Raw genomic sequence first — 16,966 nt, 5'->3', positions numbered from 1 at the left:
GAACTGTTGGGCTTCGTAGCTGCCATCAAGAAGGCTGCGCAAAAGGCGTGAAATCGGCCTACCGTATATCTGTGCCCCTTTAATGTTCAGGGGCCATCCGGCTGGGCCTTCATGCCGGCGTTTCGGAGGGCAGCTTCGATGAAATCGTCTGGCGAAATATTGTCGGAAACTGTGCGCATCAGAGCCGTCAACCGTCCCTCGCTGATAAGCACCGCGAGGCCATGGACCAGCCCCCAGCGCGCGGCACGGGCGGCGGCTGCATTCAGCGGCGAGGCCCGATCTTCCCCGGGCAATGCCGTCTGGCGAAGGGCGACGCGGGAGGCTTCGATGGCGTCGCGAAGCGCGGGGCGGTGAATATCAAGACGCTCACTGCGAAACATCAGGGCGAACATGCCGCGATGGGCCAGAGCAAAGGCAACATAAGCCTTGCCAACCGCGAGATTCCGGACTCGCGGCTCCTCGCCGCCAGCGGCGCCGGCAGTGGTCAGCGCCTCGGTGAAGCGCCGGTATCCGACTGCGGCAAGCTCGCTGAGAAGCCCCGTCAAGTCACCAAAATGATTCTGAGGTGCGGTATGAGAAACGCCCACGGCACGCGCCGTGGCGCGCAACGTCAACGCTTGCACGCCCTTTTCCTCCACGATTCTCTCCGCCGCCGCGAGAAGCGCGCCGCGAAGGTCGCCGTGGTGGTAGGATCGACCTCTTTTGGACCCCGATTCCATGCCTGATGTTTACACCGTTCATATTTCCGTTGACAGGCCTGCCAAAGGGATATTATCAATCTTTACGGTGTAAACATAAGCGCACCGTGCAATATGGCACTCTGCGTCACCAACGCGTGCTTCACTCTCCGCTCCCCAAGGAGACACATCCTCATGACCGGCGATCCCACGACCGGGCGCGATGCCACGGGCATGACGGCGCATGCGTTCACGTCTTCCCAAGCGTTCACGTCTTTCCAAGCGTTTACGTCTTCCGGCGACGTTCCGTGGACGTCGGCCGATCCCTATCTGAGCGGCAATTTCAAGCCGGTCGGCCGTGAAATTATCAATGAGGATCTCGTCGTGACCGCCGGGGCCATTCCGCGGGACCTCTCGGGCGTTTACATGCGGAACGGCCCGAACCCGTTGTTCCAGCCGATCTCCTTCTGCTACCCGATGGATGGCGATGGCATGGTCCATGCCGTGACCATTGACAGCGGCCGCGCGCGCTACCGCAACCGTTTCGTGGAAACCAACAGCTTGAAGGTCGAGCGTCGTGTGGGGCATGCGGTGTATGGCAGCTTCACGGCTCCGCATCCGGTTGATCCGGCCATCCTGCAACCGGGCGAGAACCCCGGACCGATGAAGAATGGCGCTTTCATCAATGTCATCCGCCATGCTGGCCACCTTCTGGCGCTTAACGAAGCCACGACGTGCTACGAGCTGACGGCCGATCTTGAGACCATCGGGGAATGGACGGCGGGCACCGACAAGCCAATCCGCCTCGGCGCACACAACCGCCACCACCCGGAAACCGGCTCGATGTTTTCGCTGGCCTATACGTGGCGCTCTCCCGAGGTGCTGATTCACGAGATCGACGTGACTGGCCATTTGCGGCGGACGATGACGCTGAACCTGCCGGCACCGACGATGATCCATGACTTCATCCTGACGGAGCGCTACATCGTTATCGTTGCCGGGCCTGCGGTTTTTGACATCGACGCGGCCCGCGCCGGGCGCTCTCTGCTGCAATGGAAACCCTCGCTGGGCATGCGGATTGCACTTCTTCCCCTCGATGGCAGCCCTGAGATCTGGATCGAGACGGATGCGTTCTTCGTATTCCACTTCGCCAACGGCTTTGACCGTGGCGGCGATATCGTCATCGATTATGTTCACCATGAGAGCTTCGACGTCGAGCACCCGTCCAGCAAGGCGACGACTTTCCGCCGCATGGTGATCGATGTCGCGCGGCGGCAGGTGAGCCGGGATGAGTTTGCCGGGTTCGATGTCGAGTTTCCGCGTGTGAACGACCGGCTTGAAGCCCGCGCCACGCGTTTTGCCTATATGCCGACCCTCTCCGACAGCTTCAACATTCCGGATCAGCCGCCTGCGGTGTTCAACACCATGCTGAAATTCGATACCGAGCGGGGAGAGTTCCGGCAGCACGATTTCGGCAATCGGATCATCGGTGAAGCGGCATTCGTCCCGGCTCCGGGCAAGCACGGGGAAGATCAGGGATACCTTGCTGTCTTCGCCTACGACCCGCAGGACAGACACAGCGACTTCATCCTTCTGGATGCAGCGCACATTGAAGAAGAACCCGTAGCCGTGATCCGCCTGCCCCAACGCGTGCCGCAGGGCCTGCACGGCAATTGGATTGCGAGCACCTGAAAGTCACTCCGCCGCCGCCCATAGCGGCCGGGCGGACCGGTCAACTGAAGAGGCCCGCATGAATATCCTTGTTTCCTTCATCCCGTTTATCGTCTTCGCTCTGTTCGACCGGCTGGTAGGGCCGTTCGAGGGTCTCTTGCTCGCGACGGCGGTCTCCATCGCCCTTGTGGTGCGTGAGCGGATCGCCGGGCGCACGCCCAAAATATTGGAAGTCGGCAGCGTCATCCTGTTCGGCGCCCTTACGCTCTACGTCTTCTTCGCCGGGGACAATCTTCCCCTGATGGCCGTGCGGCTTCTGGTCGACAGCGGTCTTCTTGCCATCGTTCTGGTCTCTATCGCGATTGGAACTCCGTTCACGATTCAATATGCGCGTGAAAAGGTTCCTGAGCAGTACTGGCAATCGCCGCGCTTCCGGAAGACTAATCTCGTGATCACGTGGGTCTGGGCGCTGGCTTTCGCCATCACGGTCGCCGCAGATGCAGTGCTGCTTTTCGCACCCCAGGTGCCGCCCCAGTTTGGCACGATCGTCATTATACTGAGCCTCGTTGCAGCCTTTAAATTCACGGTCTGGTATCCAAAGCAGCAGGCCGGAGCGGCACAGGGGAAGTAAAGCGGCCTGCTATCATGCCCATGTTAGAAGGTCGGCGGCGTGCAGGCGCTGACGACCTCGCACGGAACGGGGCCGACGCAGCGAAAACGATGCGGACGACGGCTTTCGAAGTAATAGGCGTCTCCGGGGCCGAGCACCTTGCGCTCGCCATCCACCGTCACCTCAAGCCGCCCACTGAGAATCAGCCCGCCTTCCTCGCCGTCGTGAACGAGCGGGATCACGCCGGTATCGGCGCCGGGCTGATAACGCTCCTTGAGAATCTGTAGCGCGCGGCCGAAAACGTTGTCGCCGACCTGGCGGTATGAGATCCGCCCCTTGCCGATCTCCACCATTTCATCCTCTCGATAGAACGCTTTCTTCGGGGCCGCCGGCTGCAAACCGAAGAAATCGGCCAGGCTGATGGGAATACCGTCGAGAATGCGCTTGAGCGCGCCGACGGAGGGATTGCTGGTGTTCGATTCAATCAGCGAGATGGTGGAATTGGTCACGCCGACGCGCCGGGCCAGCTCTCTCTGCGAAAGCCTGTTGAGCTGGCGCACGTAGCGCAGGCGTGCTCCGAGATCGTCAATCATGCCGGTTCCTCCAAATTCGCCGGAAAGGCGTTGTTGCCGTTGCGTCAGTCGCAACACGCCATTATTCTTGTCCATATATTTCAGCATGTTATTTGCCGATAGAAAAGGACTTGTTGGGCGTTTTCCGACGTGATTAGGCTACATGCACCCTACCAGAGGGGATTGGAGAAAAATCATGACCAAACAGGCAAAAGCCAACATGCCCTCCCTCGACAACTACTGGATGCCCTTCACGGCCAACCGGCAGTTCAAGAAATCACCGCGTCTGCTCGTCTCGGCAGAAGGCATGCACTACACCGCCGATGATGGTCGGCAGGTTCTGGATGGCACCGCCGGTCTGTGGTGCGTGAACGCAGGCCATGGCCGCCGGCAGATCACCAGCGCCGTCGAGCGGCAGCTCGCTACGCTCGATTTCGCACCTTCATTCCAGATGGGTCATCCGGTCGCATTCGAGTTCGCCGAGCGTCTTGCAGCCATTGCGCCTGGCGGCCCGGAGGCGAAACTCGACCGCGTGTTCTATACCGGGTCGGGCTCTGAATCCGTCGATACCGCGCTGAAGATCGCCATCGCCTACCAGCGCGCCATCGGCCAGGGTACGCGCACGCGCGTCATCGGCCGCGAACGCGGCTATCACGGCGTCGGTTTCGGCGGTATCTCGGTCGGTGGGCTCGTGAACAACCGCCGCGTGTTTCCGCTGCTTCCCGGCGCGGACCACATGCGCCACACGCACGATCCCGCACGCAACGCCTTCAGCCGCGGCCTGCCGGAGCATGGCGCAGACCTTGCCGACGATCTGGAGCGGATGGTCGCGCTGCACGGCGCAGAAACCATCGCCGCCGTCATCGTGGAGCCGGTCGCGGGTTCGACAGGCGTGCTGGTGCCGCCGAAGGGATACCTTGAGCGCCTGCGCGATATCGCCACGCGCCACGGTATCCTGCTGATTTTCGACGAGGTGATCACCGGCTTCGGTCGCTTGGGCACCCCGTTCGCGACAGATTATTTCGGCGTGATTCCGGATCTCGTGACCACCGCCAAGGGGCTGACTAACGGCGCCATTCCCATGGGTGCGGTGTTCGCCAAGCGGGACGTCTACGATGCACTGATGACCGGCCCCGAGGCCGCCATCGAGCTGTTCCACGGTTACACCTATTCCGGTCACCCCGCCGCCGCGGCTGCGGGACTTGCCACGCTCGACATCTACGAGAGCGAGGGCCTGCTGACGCGCGGCGCCGATCTGGCGCAGGAATGGGAGGACGCGATCTTCACGCTGAAGGATGCGCCGAACGTGATCGACATCCGCACCATCGGGCTGGTCGCGGGCATTGAACTGTCGTCCCGCCCCGGCGCGGTCGGCGCGCGGGCTTACGACGTGTTCGTGGATGCCTTCAAGAAGGGCCTGCTCATCCGCGTAACCGGCGACGTCATTGCCCTGTCTCCGCCGCTGATCATCGAGCGCGAGCAGATCGGCGAGATCGTGTCCGTGCTCGGCGATGCGATCAAGCGGGCGGAATAAGTCCTATTCCGGCCAGACGAGAACGTCTGATCGATATTCATTCGCCCAAAATTCAAAAACTGGACTGTTTCCGCGTGCCGAGGGTACGCGGAAATGGTCTGAACAACTCCAGACGGGAACATTTCGACATGACGAAGACCATTAATCACTACATCGGCGGACATGAGGTTGCTGGTGAAAGCGGGCGTACCGCCCCGGTTTTCAACCCCGCCACCGGCGCGGAATCCGGGCGTGTGGCGCTTGCCTCCGCCGCCGAGGTGCGTGCGGCCGTCGAGGTTGCCCGCAATGCGGCAGAGGGCTGGGCCAATACAACGCCGCTGCGCCGGGCGCGCATTCTCAACGCCTTCCTGCGTATTCTTGAGGAGCGCACGGAAGAGCTGGCCGCCGCCATCACGGCAGAGCACGGCAAGGTGCTTTCGGACGCCAAGGGCGAAGTACAGCGCGGCCTTGAGGTAGTAGAATTCGCCACCGGCATTCCCCAGCTTCTCAAGGGCGAGATCACCGAGAACGTCGGCTCGCGCGTTGACAGCCATGCCGTGCGCCAGCCGCTTGGCGTTGTCGCCGGCATTACGCCGTTCAACTTCCCGGCCATGGTGCCGCTGTGGATGTTCCCTGTCGCGCTTGCATGCGGCAATGCGTTCATCCTGAAGCCTTCGGAGCGCGATCCGTCCGCTTCGCTGCTGCTCGCGAAGTGGCTGACGGAAGCCGGTCTGCCGGACGGCGTTTTCAACGTCGTGCAGGGTGACAAGGAAGCCGTCGACGCGCTGCTTCACGATCCTGACGTCCAGGCCATCAGCTTCGTCGGCTCCACGCCGATCGCGCGTTATATCTACGAGACGGCGGCCAAAACCGGCAAGCGCGCACAGGCGCTCGGCGGCGCCAAGAACCACATGATCATCCTGCCCGACGCCGATCTCGATCAGGCCGTCGATGCACTGATGGGCGCGGCCTATGGCTCGGCGGGCGAACGCTGCATGGCGATTTCCGTCGCGGTGCCGGTGGGCGAAAAGACGGCCAATGCCTTGATCGAAAAGCTGGAGCCGCGCGTGCGCGCGCTCAAGATCGGCCCCGGTACCGATCCGGAAGCGGAAATGGGTCCGCTGGTCACGAAGCAGCATCTCGACAAGGTGCGCGGCTACATCGATGCCGGCGAGGCGGAGGGCGCGAAGCTCGTCGTCGACGGGCGCGGGCTTACGCTTCAGGGTTATGAAAACGGCTACTTCATCGGCGGCACGCTGTTCGACAACGTCACCACGGATATGAAGATCTACAAGGAAGAAATCTTCGGACCGGTGCTGGCTGTGGCGCGCGCGGACAGCTATGCCACGGCGGCGAAGTGGATCAACGAGCACGAGTTCGGCAACGGCACGGCGATCTTTACCCGAGACGGCGACGCGGCGCGCGAGTTCGCGCACAGCATCAAGGTCGGTATGGTGGGCATCAACGTGCCGATCCCGGTGCCGATGGCATTCCACTCCTTCGGCGGCTGGAAGGCATCGCTGTTCGGCGATCATCACATGCATGGGCCGGAAGGCGTGCGGTTCTATACGCGCCTGAAGACGATCACCTCGCGCTGGCCCACGGGCATCCGCGCCGGTACTGAATTCGTCATGCCCACGCTCGGCTAAAGCGTTTTCAAGCAAAGCGGATGCCGTTTTGCGTGAAGAAAACGCGTAAAACCAATAAGATAGAGCATTTCTGCGTTTCAACGAAATGCCGAAATGCTCTAAAAACGAGTTGCACACAAAAAGCCCGCTTCCGCGTTTTGTTAAAACATGGAAGCGGTCTTTTCTTTTGCCGATGGCGGCGCTCTAATCCGGAGAGCCGGGGAAATCCATACGAATACCGGACGTGCGCTTCAGCCGCTCAGGCCCCGGAGTTTCCCGGCTTAGCAGGTCGGAATGGAAAGAGGCGTCAAGGCGCAGCATGAAATGCTCGGCGCAGCACATATGCTCCTCCATGATGCGTGAAACTGCCCCGTCATCCTGCGCGCGATAAGCCTCCAGCAGCGCCTTGTGGCTAGCGACGTTGTGGTCACCGAACGCTTCGTTTTCCTTGAGGCTGTGGCTGCGATAGCTGACGAGATCGCGCAGCAGGCTGTTGAGGAAGCGGCACATGAACACCAACAGCACGTTGTCACAGGCTTCGCAGAGGATGTCGTGAAACTCCGTCTCCGCCGAGCGTCCCACTGTGCGGTCGCCTCTGGCGTTGGCTTCCTCACAGATGCGGATGTTGTCTTCCAGACGGAGAAAAAGCGCCGGCGTCAGCTTGCCGACGACATTCGCCGCCAGAGTCGTTTCCAGCGACCGGCGCAGCTCATAGACATGCTTGAAATCCAGCTTCTGAAAATGCAGGTATTGCCGCAACTGCTGCATCACGCTGTCAATGGAAACCGTGCGCACTTCCGGGCCGCCGTTGGGGCCGGATTGCATGGTTAGCAGGCCTTCCACCTCAAGCGCCTTCAGCGCCTCGCGCATGGTGCTCTTGGCGCAGCCGTATTCCTCCGTCAGGGCGCGCTCATGCGGCAGGCGGTCGCCCGGCATCATCTTGTCATGGGCGATACGGCGGCGCAGATCGTCGGCTATCTGATCCGATAGCTTGATGCGTTTAACCCGGGCACCGCCCACGCGCGCCCGGGAATGCCTGCGCTCCACCATGTCAGCCCTTTCAACTCCAGTTCGCTCCCTCATCCAGCGGGAAGATCGGACGGGTTACCTTCTCGAACGAGAACAGCTCGTAAGCCGAACTCGTCACGCCCCGGCTGGCACAAGCGATCACAGCGCTGGCGCGCGGCTCGAATACAGGACGACAATACATACGCGATTTCAATATCAGGAAACGCGCGGCAAATGGATCTATCCCCAGACATTGGAACACACCAGCGTCCCAAGGCTCGTGCGGCTGCTCCACAATCAGGATGCGCGCCTGCGGTGTGCGCAACACCGCCGCCCGGCCCATGAAAAACGTCTGCCCGGTATAGATCGGCCCGGACACGGTATAGCGCCCCTCGCCCAAGGCCTCGACGACACCCGTTACAGACAAAGGCGGCAGCGACGCGAACCCGTCCGCCACAATCTTGTTGCCCAGTTTCAGGGTGATCTCTGCGCCCTCGCCCGCCGCCTGACATGCTTCGACCGCGGCGGCATCGTTGATGGGGCCGCACACGATCCCGTCTAGCCCCGCGCCAAGTGCTGCCTCCAGAACATCCATGACATCGCACGTGCCGCCCGACATGCAGTTATCGCCATGATCGAGCAGCAGAACCGGGCCGGCGCCGCCCGCCTCTTCGGCCACACGGCGCGCCTGCGCGATGGAAATGTCCAGCGGTTCCTCGCGAAAGACCAGTTCGTCCCGCCGCTGCCATACCTCCCTCGCGATGTCGGCAGCCACGTCGCGCGCAGTATCTTCACGCGTGGCCGTGACCGCGACGGATACGCCGGCCGTCGGAATATCGGCCAGCGAGAAGCCGCCGAAAACCGACACCGCCAGCACGCCCGCAGCGGTTTCCGCCTCTCTCGCCCGCTCGATAAGGGCGGACATCGCATTGTCCTGCGTGGTGTTCATGCTCAGGGTATGCGCGAACTGGGGCGGATGCGACCACGCATTAACCGGGCGAAGACCCTCGCGAACCATACCGTCGATAATACGGGTGACGTGCTCGCCCGTCTCGTACATGTCGATGTGCGGGTAGGTTTTGAACCCGACGATGCAATCGCAGTTGCTCACGATGTCATCCGTCAGGTTCGCGTGCAGATCGAGCGCAAGGCCCAATGGCACGCCGGGGGCAAGACGCCGCACGCGCGCCAGCAGCTCGCCCTCGCCATCATCGAACGATTGCGTCACCATCGCACCATGCAGATCAAGCAGGATGATGTCGCACCCCTTCGCGACCTCCTCCAGCACGGCTCCCGCGAGCGCCTCGAAGGCATCGTCCGCGACTGGCCCGCTTGGATTGGCCATGGCAAAGACCGGCACGGCAATTTCGGCGCCCTGAGCACGGGCATAGGCGTGAAACGCGCCGATTGCCGTGTTCGAAACCCGCGCCGCCGCTTCGGCCTCCTCGCCCCACAATGGGGTAAACGCGGATAGCGGTGTCGGTATGGGCGAGAAGGTGTTCGTTTCGTGGTTGATCCGCGCCATCACAATGCGCATAGCAGTTCTCCTCTCAGCCTGCATTCCCGGCACGGTTGGCCGCCGTGCGCCGGTCATATGCGAGCACCGCGTCAAGCAGCACCTGCACACCGGCAGCGCATTCGTGGGGAGCGGTAAATTCCGCCGCGTTGTGACTCAATCCGCCCTCGCTCGGCACGAAGATCATGGTGGTGGGCACAAGGCGCGACAGATGAACGGAATCGTGTCCCGCGCCGGAAATAATGTCCCGGCTCGCATAACCCGACGTCGCGGCAGCGTCGCGCACAGCCTCGATGCATTCGTCGTCGAAAGAAACGGCTGCCGTTTCAGCAACCTTCCTGAACTCCGCAGTCACATCGGCGCTATGGGCGGCGTCCGCGATTGCCCGCTCCACGGCGCTCGCCATTTGCGACAGCACGGCGTCGTCCGGGTGGCGAAGGTCAACCATCAGCCGGACGAAACCCGGGATGACGTTGTTGGAGTTGGGATGCGCCTCGATGAAACCGACGCTGCCAACAGCATGGGGCGCATGGTCGCGGGCAACGGCATCGACGCTCTCGATGATCCGGGCCGCAGCGAGCAGGGCGTTGCGGCGCATGCTCATGGGCGTGGAGCCGGTATGCGCGGCCCTCCCCGTCAGCTCCACCTCATACCAGTTCAGGCCCTGCACCCCCTGCACGACACCGATGACGGCGTTTTCTGCTTCGAGGATGGGGCCTTGCTCGATGTGCAGCTCGAACAATGCGCCGAGCGGAACGGAGCCCGCCGGCACGTCACCGCGATAACCGATGCCGTCCAGCGCCGCGCCGAACGTCTCACCGTTCACGTCCGTTCGCGAACAGGCGTAATCGGGGCTGTAGACACCGGCATAGACGCCGGAGCCAAGCATGGCGGGGCTGAATCGCGAGCCCTCCTCGTTAGTCCAGTTCACCAGCGTCAGCGGGGCATGGGTGGTGATGCCCGCTTCATCCAGCGTCCGCAGCACTTCGAGAGCGCCGAGCACGCCGAGTATGCCATCGTATCTGCCGCCGGTGGGCTGCGTGTCGAGATGGCTTCCCATGGCAATCGGCAGGGTGCCGGCTTCCCGTCCCGGACGGGTCGCGAACATGTTGCCAACCGCATCGACCGCCACGTCGAGCCCCAGCGCCTCGCACTGCGCGCGCAGCCAGTCGCGGACCTCCTTGTCATGACGGGAGAGCGTCAGCCGCGCCACGCCGCCGTTCGGCAGCCCGCCGAACTGCGCGGTTTCGAAAATTGTGCCGAGCAGCCTGTCGGCATTGATGCTTATTGTATCCGGCATGATTCATCCATCGTCAGTCTGCCTTGACGCCCAGGTAACGATCCCTGGCTTCGTCGTCGTTGGCAAAAGTTACCGCATCGGCGTGATAGGCTATTTTTCCAAGCTCGATAATGTAGTTCCTGTCGGCAATCTTGGCGCATACGGCCAGATTTTGCTCAACGATGAGTATCGGAATGCCCCTCTGCTTGATCTCAAGAACCTGATTGACGATTTCGTCGACGATGACGGGCGCCAGTCCTTCCACGGGCTCATCCAGCATCAAGAGCCTTGGATGGTTGAGCAACGCGCGGGCAATCGAGAGCATCTGCTGCTCACCGCCGGATAACTGGCCGCCGTTGTTGCGCCTGCGCTCTTCCAGACGCGGAAACATGCGATAAATATCCTTGAGCGACCAAGGCGAGCCTTTGCGCTGGGAGATGCGCAGGTTTTCCTCGACCGTCAGCAGGCCGAAGATGCCACGGTCTTCCGGCACCAGAAGAAGCCCCTCCTGCGCTGCGCGGAAAGCCGGCCAGCCGGCGATGTCCTTCCCCCTGAAACGAATTGCGCCCTGCGCCGGCCGCAACGCGCCGCATACGCTCTTAAGAGTCGTCGACTTGCCCGCGCCGTTACGCCCGAGCAGCGCGACGATTTCGCCCTCGCGCACTTCCAGCCCGATACCTTGCAGGATATGGCTTTTGCCGTAGAAGGTGTTGAGATTTTCCACCTGCAGCGCAATGCTCATGCGATGTCTCCCGTGATCATGTTGCCGAGATAGGCCCGCCGCACTTCGGGATCGTCGCGGATTTCCGCCGGTGTGCCTTCCACCAGCTTCTGCCCGGCGCGCATCACGGTGACCGTGTCGCTGATGTTCATCACGATCCCCATGTTGTGCTCCACGAAAATCACCGTGTGATCGGCGGCGAGGCTGCGGATGAGTTCCTTCATTGCTTCGATGTCGTCGACGCCCATTCCGGATGTCGGCTCATCCATGAGGATCACGCGCGGGCGGGCGGCAAGCGCCATGCCCACCTCAAGCCGGCGCTGCTGGCCGTGGGACAACTCGCCGGCCGCACGCCCCGCGACCTGCGTCAGCGACAAGCGTTCCATCACCTCGCCCGCGGTGGCCATGGCCTCCTTGTTGTGGTTGATGCTGCGCCACGGCGCCAGAGCCTGCCAGGGCGTACGGCCTTGCGAGGCAAGGCGCAGGTTTTCCTGCACAGACAAATTCGGAAACAGGCTCGTCACCTGAAAAGACCGCGCGATGCCAAGCCGCACGCGATCGTCGTCACGCGTATGCGAAATATCCTTATCATCAAGCCGGATGGAGCCGGCGCTTGGCCTGACGCGGCCCGTGAGAGCGTGGAACAGCGTCGTCTTGCCGGCACCGTTAGGGCCGATGATGGAGTGGATGCTGTTGCGCCGCACCGACAGGCTGACCCCGCGCACCGCCAGGAAGCTGCCGTAAGCGACAGTCAGTTCGCTCGTTTCCAGGGCAACCGGATGTGGGGCTGGCGCATGTTTTCCGGAACTGTGGCCAGACCTCTTCAGGGCTTCGTTATGAATGCTCATGCCTTGCCTCCATCAGCCTGTCGATGCAGGGGCCGCTCGGTTGCAGCATTGGGGGTGCGTTTGGACGTGGCTGTGATGTGCGACACCAACGTCTCTATCAGGCCCCAAAGTCCCCGCTGCATGAACAGCGCCACCACGATCAGCGCGACACCGAGAAGCAGCAGCCAGCGAGGCCAGATGGTGGACAGGACATCGGCGAGCAGCATGTAAGTGCCCGCGCCCAGCAGCGAGGCAAAGAGATTGCCGCTGCCACCGATGATGGTCATGATCAGGATGATTTCGCTGGTGTGATATTCGATGCTGGACAGCGGCGCGACGCCGATCAGCATGGCGTGAAGCGCCCCGGCCAGCGCAGTGACCGCGCCGGAGATGGCGAAGGCCGCGATCTTGAATGCCCGCACAGGAAAGCCGACTGCGCTGGCCCGCGCCTCGTTCTCGCGGATCGCGCTCAGCGTGCGGCCGAACGTCGACTGCGTTGTCCGCAGCATCAGCGCGAACACGGCAAGGAAGATCACCGCCACGAACCAGTAGTAACTCCAGAGATTTGTGAAGTCGAAACCGGCGATGACAGGACGCGGCACATCGAGAATGCCGTTATCTCCGCCCGTCAGCCCGCTGAATGAATAGGCAAGGAAGAAGAAGAACTGCGAGAATGCGAGCGTCAGCATGACAAAGTACACGCCCTGCCGGCGGATGGACAGCCAGCCGACCGCGACGGCAATCAGCGCCCCAAGCACCACGGAGAGCAAAAGCATCAGCGGCACCGGAATCTGGTAGCGCGTCAGCAGGATGCCGGCGACATAACTGCCAACACCGAAGAAGATGCCTTGCCCGAAGGACAGAAGCCCTGTGAAGCCAAGCAGCAGATTACACGCCGCAACAGCGAGACCGAAGATCAGTATTTCGCTCGCCAGAACGCCGGAGCGCAGGAACAGCGGCAGACAAACGACGGTCAGAGCGGCGAGGAAGAAGTGAAAGATCGGGTTGTTGATCGTTTTCATGATGTCACGCCCTCCCGAGCAGGCCGCGGGGCATTGCGACGATCACCAGTGCCATGCCGAGATAGATCATCAGCCGCGCGCCTTCAGGCCACAGCGACGCCATCACGCTTTGGGTGACACCCACCAGAATGCCGGCCAGCAACGCGCCGGTGTAGCTGCCCATGCCGCCGATGACGACCACGACAAACGCAATACCAAGCGCCTCCAGCCCCATGAAAGGCTCCACGCCCCGAATGGGTGCGGCAAGCGCACCGGCAAGGCCGGCGAGACCCGCGCCAAGGCCGAATACGGCGGAGTTGATGCGCAGGGTATTGTAGCCGAGCAGCGCCGTATTCTCGGAGGACTCTGAGCCAGCGCGCACGATCGCGCCGATGCGCGTGCCTTCCAGCACCCACCACAACCCGACAGCCAGAACAGCGGTGAAGGCAATCACGAACAGCCGGTATTCCGGATAAATAAAGTCGCCCACGATGATGACGCCGTTCAACCCTTCAGGCGGCGGGACGTTGCCGCCGAGCGGCCCCCAGACGATGATGGTCATCTCCTGGATGATCAGGGCGAGCCCCACCGTGACCAGAATGTGGAACGTATGCGGCAGCTTGTAGATGCGCCGCAGCAGGACGATCTCCGTCAGCGCCGCCAGCGCCATCACCATGATCGCGGCGAGCGGCATCGCGACCCAGAAGCTGTATCCGCGCTCGACCAGATCATAAGTAAAATAGGCGCCAAGCAGGTAAAATGCGCCGTGGGCGAAGTTGACGAACTGAAGAAGACCGAAAATCACGCTCAAACCGACAGCGAGAAGGAAGTAAAGCATTCCAATCCCGATGCCATTGAATATCTGGAATAGATATGTCATGGTTTTTCTCCTGTCGCCTGTAAAGCGGCAGATTGAATGACTTGGGAAATACGCGAACTTCGTCCGTAGGCGCCAGCGCGCAACCCGGATACCGCAAGCAACATGGCTGCGCCTCCGGCATCCGGGAAACTGGACGCACCAAGCCGATAGCTCTCAGCCGAGCCGATGCCCCTCAATGCAGAGGGCGTGCCGTATATTCATTCTGTCTTTGTGACGGCTTCTGTAACGGCTTGGTGGCGGCCTGTCGCGGGAACGATACTCGCGCCCGGAAGGGTCAGCCCATCTTGCAGCCGGCATCCTCGGGAGACAGGAACGACTTGCCCTGGCTGACGATTTCCGCGAAATCGTCCTTGTCGGCCATGTCCTTTTTGGCCTTGCCCTTGAGCAGGTAGTAATCCTTGATCACCTGATTGTCCTGCGCCCGGATGGTTTCCTCTCCAGTCAGCCCCTCATAGGTTTTTCCGCGCAGTTCCGCGGCAACCTTGTCGCCGTCGATTGACCCCGCCTTGACGGCAGCGTCGACGAGCAGCTTCGTCAGAATATAGGAACCGGCCAGAGAATAATTCGGCGTCAGATCGAAACGCTCGCGCACGCTCTTGACCAGCGCCTGATTGCCCGGTGTATCGACACCGTGCCAATATTGAGCGCCGAAATACACGCCCTCGCAAATATCCGGCCCCAGCGCCTCGAACTGTTCAAGTCCCGATGCCCATGCAACCAGAATTGTCATGCGGTTCTTCAGGCCAAAGCTCACTGCCTGCCGCAGCGTGTCCGAAGATTGCGAACCGAAGTTCAGGATGAGCAATACATCCGGCCGTGCGGCAATGGCATTGGTGAGATAGCCGCTGAATTCCTTTTCCGTCAGCGAGTGATAGCTGTTGCCGACGTGCTCAATGCCTTTTTCCTTGAAAATATCCTTGGCAACGTTCAGCAGCCCGTCACCGAAAACATATTGCGGCGTGATCGTATACCAGCGCTTTGCATCGGGAAGCATATCGACAAGCGGGCGAACCGTCTGCTCGATGGCGCCGTAGGTCGGCACGCTCCAGCGGAACGTTGCGGCATTGCAGTCTGTGCCGGTGATTTCATCGGCGCCCGCCGTGGTGATGAACACGCCGTTGCGACGCAACGCCTCCTTGCCCATCGCCAGCGACTCGGACGACAGGATGCCACCTGCATAAAGCTTGATGCCATTGTTATCGAAGGCATCCTGAACCTTGCGCACCGCCGTTGCGGGCTTGCCTTCCGTATCGAGATCCAGCGTTTTCACCTGCCGGCCGAACTCGCGGCTCGCCTCTTCAGCGGCGAGAATACCTCCCAGAGATGCGAATTTTCCGTTTGCGGCGAACGGGCCGGAGATTGGCACCGGAATACCGACCGTAATCGCTTCCGAAGCCGAGAATGCGCGTCCGGCAAGGCCGGGCAACAAGAGAGATGCGCCTGCAATGGCGCCGCTTTGCAGCAGTCTGCGACGATTGATCATATTACCCTCTGATTTTATTTTTTTGCCCCTTTTTTAGGGATAATCATAACTATAATGATAGATAGACAACTGTCTACCACTTTCGTCGCATACTTTGATAAAATCGCGGAGGGCGCGCTGGGGCTTTTCAGGGGGAGGCCGAACCGCTGTTTTCCAGCTTATTGCGCATGCTGGAAAACCGGGGGATGTGTCGCATAAAAGCGCTTTATAACAAAAAGATAGAGCACTCCGGCGTTTCAGGGAAATGCCGGAGTGCTCCAGATTGTCAGCGCGCTGAATCAGTATCCTTTTGCCCGGTCGATCAGGCCATCGGGTTGGCGGCCGTCGAGATCGGCCACGATGCCGGCGACGACATGATGCGCCCCGTCCCATGCGCGTGTCTGGCAAGCGATGTGCGGGGTCACGATGACACGCGGATCGTGCCACAGCCAATGCTCTTCCGGCAGAGGCTCGGGATCGGTCACATCGAGCATCGCCTGCGAGATCTGGCCGCTATCGAGCGCGGCGCGCAGGGCATCGTGATCGAGTTGCCGCCCGCGCCCCAGGTGCACGAGCCTCGCGCCGCGTGGCAGCTTCGCGAACAAGTCCGCATTCAGGAAGCCCGTGGTCTCGGGGGTCAGCGGCAGGAGGCAGAGCAGGATGTGGCTGCGAGCCAGAAAGGCGTCGAGATCGGTGTAGCACTCAACGCCGTCGATCCAGCGCGGGTTGCGGCTCCAGCCTGCCAGCGGAAAGCCGAACGGGCGCAACGCCTCAAGCACCGCCTGCCCCATATTCCCCAGCCCCAGCACACCCACGCGCCGCCGAGCCGCCGGCTCGTTGACGCCTTCCTGCCAGCGGGCGCTGCGCTGGCGCTCAAGGTAAGCGGGAAGATCGCGATGCATGGCGAGCGTCGCCAACGTCGCATATTCCTGCATCTGTTCGGCGATACCCGGCTCCAGCATGCGCACGATGCCGACGCTCTCCGGCAAGGATGCGAGATCGAACTGATCGACCCCGGCCCCCAGCGAGAAGATCAACCGCAGATTGGGATAGGTTTTGGCCAGCCCCTCCGGGGCAAGCCATGTAATGAGATAGCGCACGGCCTCCGGATCGGGGGCTTCGCCGATATGAAACGGCATGTCCGGCAGGCTGGCAGCGAGGACTTCAGCAAAAACCTCGCCGCGTTCCGGATCGGATCGGAAAAGGACGGCCATCGATTCCGCGCCGTCAGCCGACGATCACATAGATCTTACGCACGGTCTCGATGGTTTTCCAGATGCCGCGATAGCCCGGCTTCATAATGAAGCTGTCACCCTTGCGATAGACGACCGGCTCCTTGCCATCTTCCGTCAGCTCGATCACGCCTTCGAGGATATGACAGAATTCGAAAGTCTCGCCCTTGATGGAGATCGTCTCGCCGGGCGTAGCCTCCCAGATGCCCGTTCTGACCTCGCCATTGCGCGAACTGTCCAGCGCCCAGGTGAGAAAGGACGGATCGCCGGCAACGAGCCTGTCGGGCGCGGCCTTGCTCGCCTCAGGCTCGGTCTGCGGGTTGGGGTTGATGGTCAAGAGAAGCGACATGAACATGCCTTTCAATCAAA

General features: G+C 61.6%; 16 protein-coding genes. 4 read left to right on the top strand and 12 right to left on the bottom strand.

Features of this window, described 5'->3' with window-relative positions; all coding sequences use genetic code 11:
• Positions 1-86: 86 nt before the first annotated feature.
• Positions 87-719: a TetR/AcrR family transcriptional regulator gene (locus FHS81_RS13110; protein WP_183753634.1), complete on the bottom strand. Its 633-nt coding sequence runs from the start codon at positions 717-719 to the stop codon at positions 87-89.
• A 153-nt stretch (positions 720-872) separates the two neighbouring features.
• Here FHS81_RS13110 and FHS81_RS13105 point away from each other — a divergent pair, with 153 nt between their 5' ends.
• On the top strand, positions 873-2,369 hold the full coding sequence (locus tag FHS81_RS13105) for a carotenoid oxygenase family protein (protein ID WP_183753632.1): 1,497 nt from the start codon (positions 873-875) through the stop codon (positions 2,367-2,369).
• A gap of 58 nt (positions 2,370-2,427) precedes the next feature.
• Positions 2,428-2,979 carry a DUF3159 domain-containing protein gene (locus FHS81_RS13100; protein ID WP_183753630.1) on the top strand — a complete coding sequence of 184 codons (552 nt, stop codon included), beginning with the start codon at positions 2,428-2,430 and terminating at the stop codon, positions 2,977-2,979.
• Positions 2,980-3,002: 23 nt separating this feature from the next.
• Here FHS81_RS13100 and FHS81_RS13095 read toward each other — a convergent pair whose 3' ends face one another.
• Positions 3,003-3,551 carry a cupin domain-containing protein gene (locus tag FHS81_RS13095; RefSeq protein ID WP_183753672.1) on the bottom strand — a complete coding sequence of 183 codons (549 nt, stop codon included), beginning with the start codon at positions 3,549-3,551 and terminating at the stop codon, positions 3,003-3,005.
• A gap of 175 nt (positions 3,552-3,726) precedes the next feature.
• On the opposite strand from FHS81_RS13095, the gene aptA reads away from it, so the two are divergent.
• Together aptA and FHS81_RS13085 are read left to right on the top strand one after the other, a co-directional pair.
• On the top strand, positions 3,727-5,064 hold the full coding sequence (gene aptA, locus FHS81_RS13090; protein WP_183753628.1) for an omega-aminotransferase AptA: 1,338 nt from the start codon (positions 3,727-3,729) through the stop codon (positions 5,062-5,064).
• Between the two features lie 128 nt (positions 5,065-5,192).
• Positions 5,193-6,692, top strand: a complete 1,500-nt coding sequence (locus FHS81_RS13085; protein WP_183753626.1) for a CoA-acylating methylmalonate-semialdehyde dehydrogenase — start codon at positions 5,193-5,195, stop codon at positions 6,690-6,692.
• Positions 6,693-6,875: 183 nt separating this feature from the next.
• On the opposite strand, the gene FHS81_RS13080 is transcribed toward FHS81_RS13085, so the two are convergent.
• The 10 genes from FHS81_RS13080 to FHS81_RS13035 form a co-directional block, all read right to left on the bottom strand.
• Complete coding sequence (locus FHS81_RS13080; protein ID WP_183753624.1) at positions 6,876-7,721, bottom strand: FadR/GntR family transcriptional regulator; 846 nt, start codon at positions 7,719-7,721, stop codon at positions 6,876-6,878.
• A 10-nt stretch (positions 7,722-7,731) separates the two neighbouring features.
• Positions 7,732-9,216: a M81 family metallopeptidase gene (locus tag FHS81_RS13075; RefSeq protein ID WP_183753622.1), complete on the bottom strand. Its 1,485-nt coding sequence runs from the start codon at positions 9,214-9,216 to the stop codon at positions 7,732-7,734.
• Positions 9,217-9,229: 13 nt separating this feature from the next.
• Positions 9,230-10,495 (bottom strand): Zn-dependent hydrolase, encoded by a 1,266-nt coding sequence (locus FHS81_RS13070; protein ID WP_183753620.1) that lies wholly within the window; start codon positions 10,493-10,495, stop codon positions 9,230-9,232.
• A gap of 13 nt (positions 10,496-10,508) precedes the next feature.
• Complete coding sequence (locus FHS81_RS13065; protein WP_183753618.1) at positions 10,509-11,216, bottom strand: ABC transporter ATP-binding protein; 708 nt, start codon at positions 11,214-11,216, stop codon at positions 10,509-10,511.
• Positions 11,213-12,043 (bottom strand): ABC transporter ATP-binding protein, encoded by an 831-nt coding sequence (locus FHS81_RS13060; protein ID WP_183753616.1) that lies wholly within the window; start codon positions 12,041-12,043, stop codon positions 11,213-11,215. The genes FHS81_RS13065 and FHS81_RS13060 overlap by 4 nt, the downstream gene beginning before the upstream one ends.
• Positions 12,040-13,044 (bottom strand): branched-chain amino acid ABC transporter permease, encoded by a 1,005-nt coding sequence (locus tag FHS81_RS13055; protein WP_183753614.1) that lies wholly within the window; start codon positions 13,042-13,044, stop codon positions 12,040-12,042. Before FHS81_RS13055 ends, FHS81_RS13060 begins: the two co-directional genes overlap by 4 nt.
• A gap of 4 nt (positions 13,045-13,048) precedes the next feature.
• Complete coding sequence (locus tag FHS81_RS13050) at positions 13,049-13,903, bottom strand: branched-chain amino acid ABC transporter permease (protein ID WP_183753611.1); 855 nt, start codon at positions 13,901-13,903, stop codon at positions 13,049-13,051.
• Positions 13,904-14,177: 274 nt separating this feature from the next.
• Complete coding sequence (locus FHS81_RS13045) at positions 14,178-15,386, bottom strand: ABC transporter substrate-binding protein (RefSeq protein ID WP_210281680.1); 1,209 nt, start codon at positions 15,384-15,386, stop codon at positions 14,178-14,180.
• A gap of 278 nt (positions 15,387-15,664) precedes the next feature.
• On the bottom strand, positions 15,665-16,579 hold the full coding sequence (locus tag FHS81_RS13040; protein ID WP_183753609.1) for a 2-hydroxyacid dehydrogenase: 915 nt from the start codon (positions 16,577-16,579) through the stop codon (positions 15,665-15,667).
• A 13-nt stretch (positions 16,580-16,592) separates the two neighbouring features.
• Positions 16,593-16,946, bottom strand: coding sequence for a cupin domain-containing protein (locus FHS81_RS13035; RefSeq protein WP_183753608.1), 354 nt, complete (start codon positions 16,944-16,946; stop codon positions 16,593-16,595).
• Between the last annotated feature and the right edge of the window lie 20 nt (positions 16,947-16,966).

The organism is Pseudochelatococcus contaminans (assembly GCF_014195635.1).
Lineage (GTDB): Bacteria > Pseudomonadota > Alphaproteobacteria > Rhizobiales > Beijerinckiaceae > Pseudochelatococcus > Pseudochelatococcus contaminans.
The sequence above is the reverse complement of the archived record's forward strand: the minus strand, read 5'-3'. Positions and strand labels throughout refer to the sequence as shown.

What these genes read in the sequence shown, in the direction of transcription:
- FHS81_RS13080 (WP_183753624.1), bottom strand. Translation starts at nt 7,721, where the DNA reads ATGGTGGAGCGCAGGCATTCCCGGGCGCGCGTGGGCGGTGCCCGGGTT.
- FHS81_RS13045 (WP_210281680.1), bottom strand. Translation starts at nt 15,386, where the DNA reads ATGATCAATCGTCGCAGACTGCTGCAAAGCGGCGCCATTGCAGGCGCA.
- aptA (WP_183753628.1), top strand. Translation starts at nt 3,727, where the DNA reads ATGACCAAACAGGCAAAAGCCAACATGCCCTCCCTCGACAACTACTGG.
- FHS81_RS13055 (WP_183753614.1), bottom strand. Translation starts at nt 13,044, where the DNA reads ATGAAAACGATCAACAACCCGATCTTTCACTTCTTCCTCGCCGCTCTG.
- FHS81_RS13110 (WP_183753634.1), bottom strand. Translation starts at nt 719, where the DNA reads ATGGAATCGGGGTCCAAAAGAGGTCGATCCTACCACCACGGCGACCTT.
- FHS81_RS13105 (WP_183753632.1), top strand. Translation starts at nt 873, where the DNA reads ATGACCGGCGATCCCACGACCGGGCGCGATGCCACGGGCATGACGGCG.
- FHS81_RS13085 (WP_183753626.1), top strand. Translation starts at nt 5,193, where the DNA reads ATGACGAAGACCATTAATCACTACATCGGCGGACATGAGGTTGCTGGT.
- FHS81_RS13075 (WP_183753622.1), bottom strand. Translation starts at nt 9,216, where the DNA reads ATGCGCATTGTGATGGCGCGGATCAACCACGAAACGAACACCTTCTCG.
- FHS81_RS13070 (WP_183753620.1), bottom strand. Translation starts at nt 10,495, where the DNA reads ATGCCGGATACAATAAGCATCAATGCCGACAGGCTGCTCGGCACAATT.
- FHS81_RS13050 (WP_183753611.1), bottom strand. Translation starts at nt 13,903, where the DNA reads ATGACATATCTATTCCAGATATTCAATGGCATCGGGATTGGAATGCTT.
- FHS81_RS13100 (WP_183753630.1), top strand. Translation starts at nt 2,428, where the DNA reads ATGAATATCCTTGTTTCCTTCATCCCGTTTATCGTCTTCGCTCTGTTC.
- FHS81_RS13035 (WP_183753608.1), bottom strand. Translation starts at nt 16,946, where the DNA reads ATGTCGCTTCTCTTGACCATCAACCCCAACCCGCAGACCGAGCCTGAG.
- FHS81_RS13060 (WP_183753616.1), bottom strand. Translation starts at nt 12,043, where the DNA reads ATGAGCATTCATAACGAAGCCCTGAAGAGGTCTGGCCACAGTTCCGGA.
- FHS81_RS13095 (WP_183753672.1), bottom strand. Translation starts at nt 3,551, where the DNA reads ATGATTGACGATCTCGGAGCACGCCTGCGCTACGTGCGCCAGCTCAAC.
- FHS81_RS13040 (WP_183753609.1), bottom strand. Translation starts at nt 16,579, where the DNA reads ATGGCCGTCCTTTTCCGATCCGATCCGGAACGCGGCGAGGTTTTTGCT.
- FHS81_RS13065 (WP_183753618.1), bottom strand. Translation starts at nt 11,216, where the DNA reads ATGAGCATTGCGCTGCAGGTGGAAAATCTCAACACCTTCTACGGCAAA.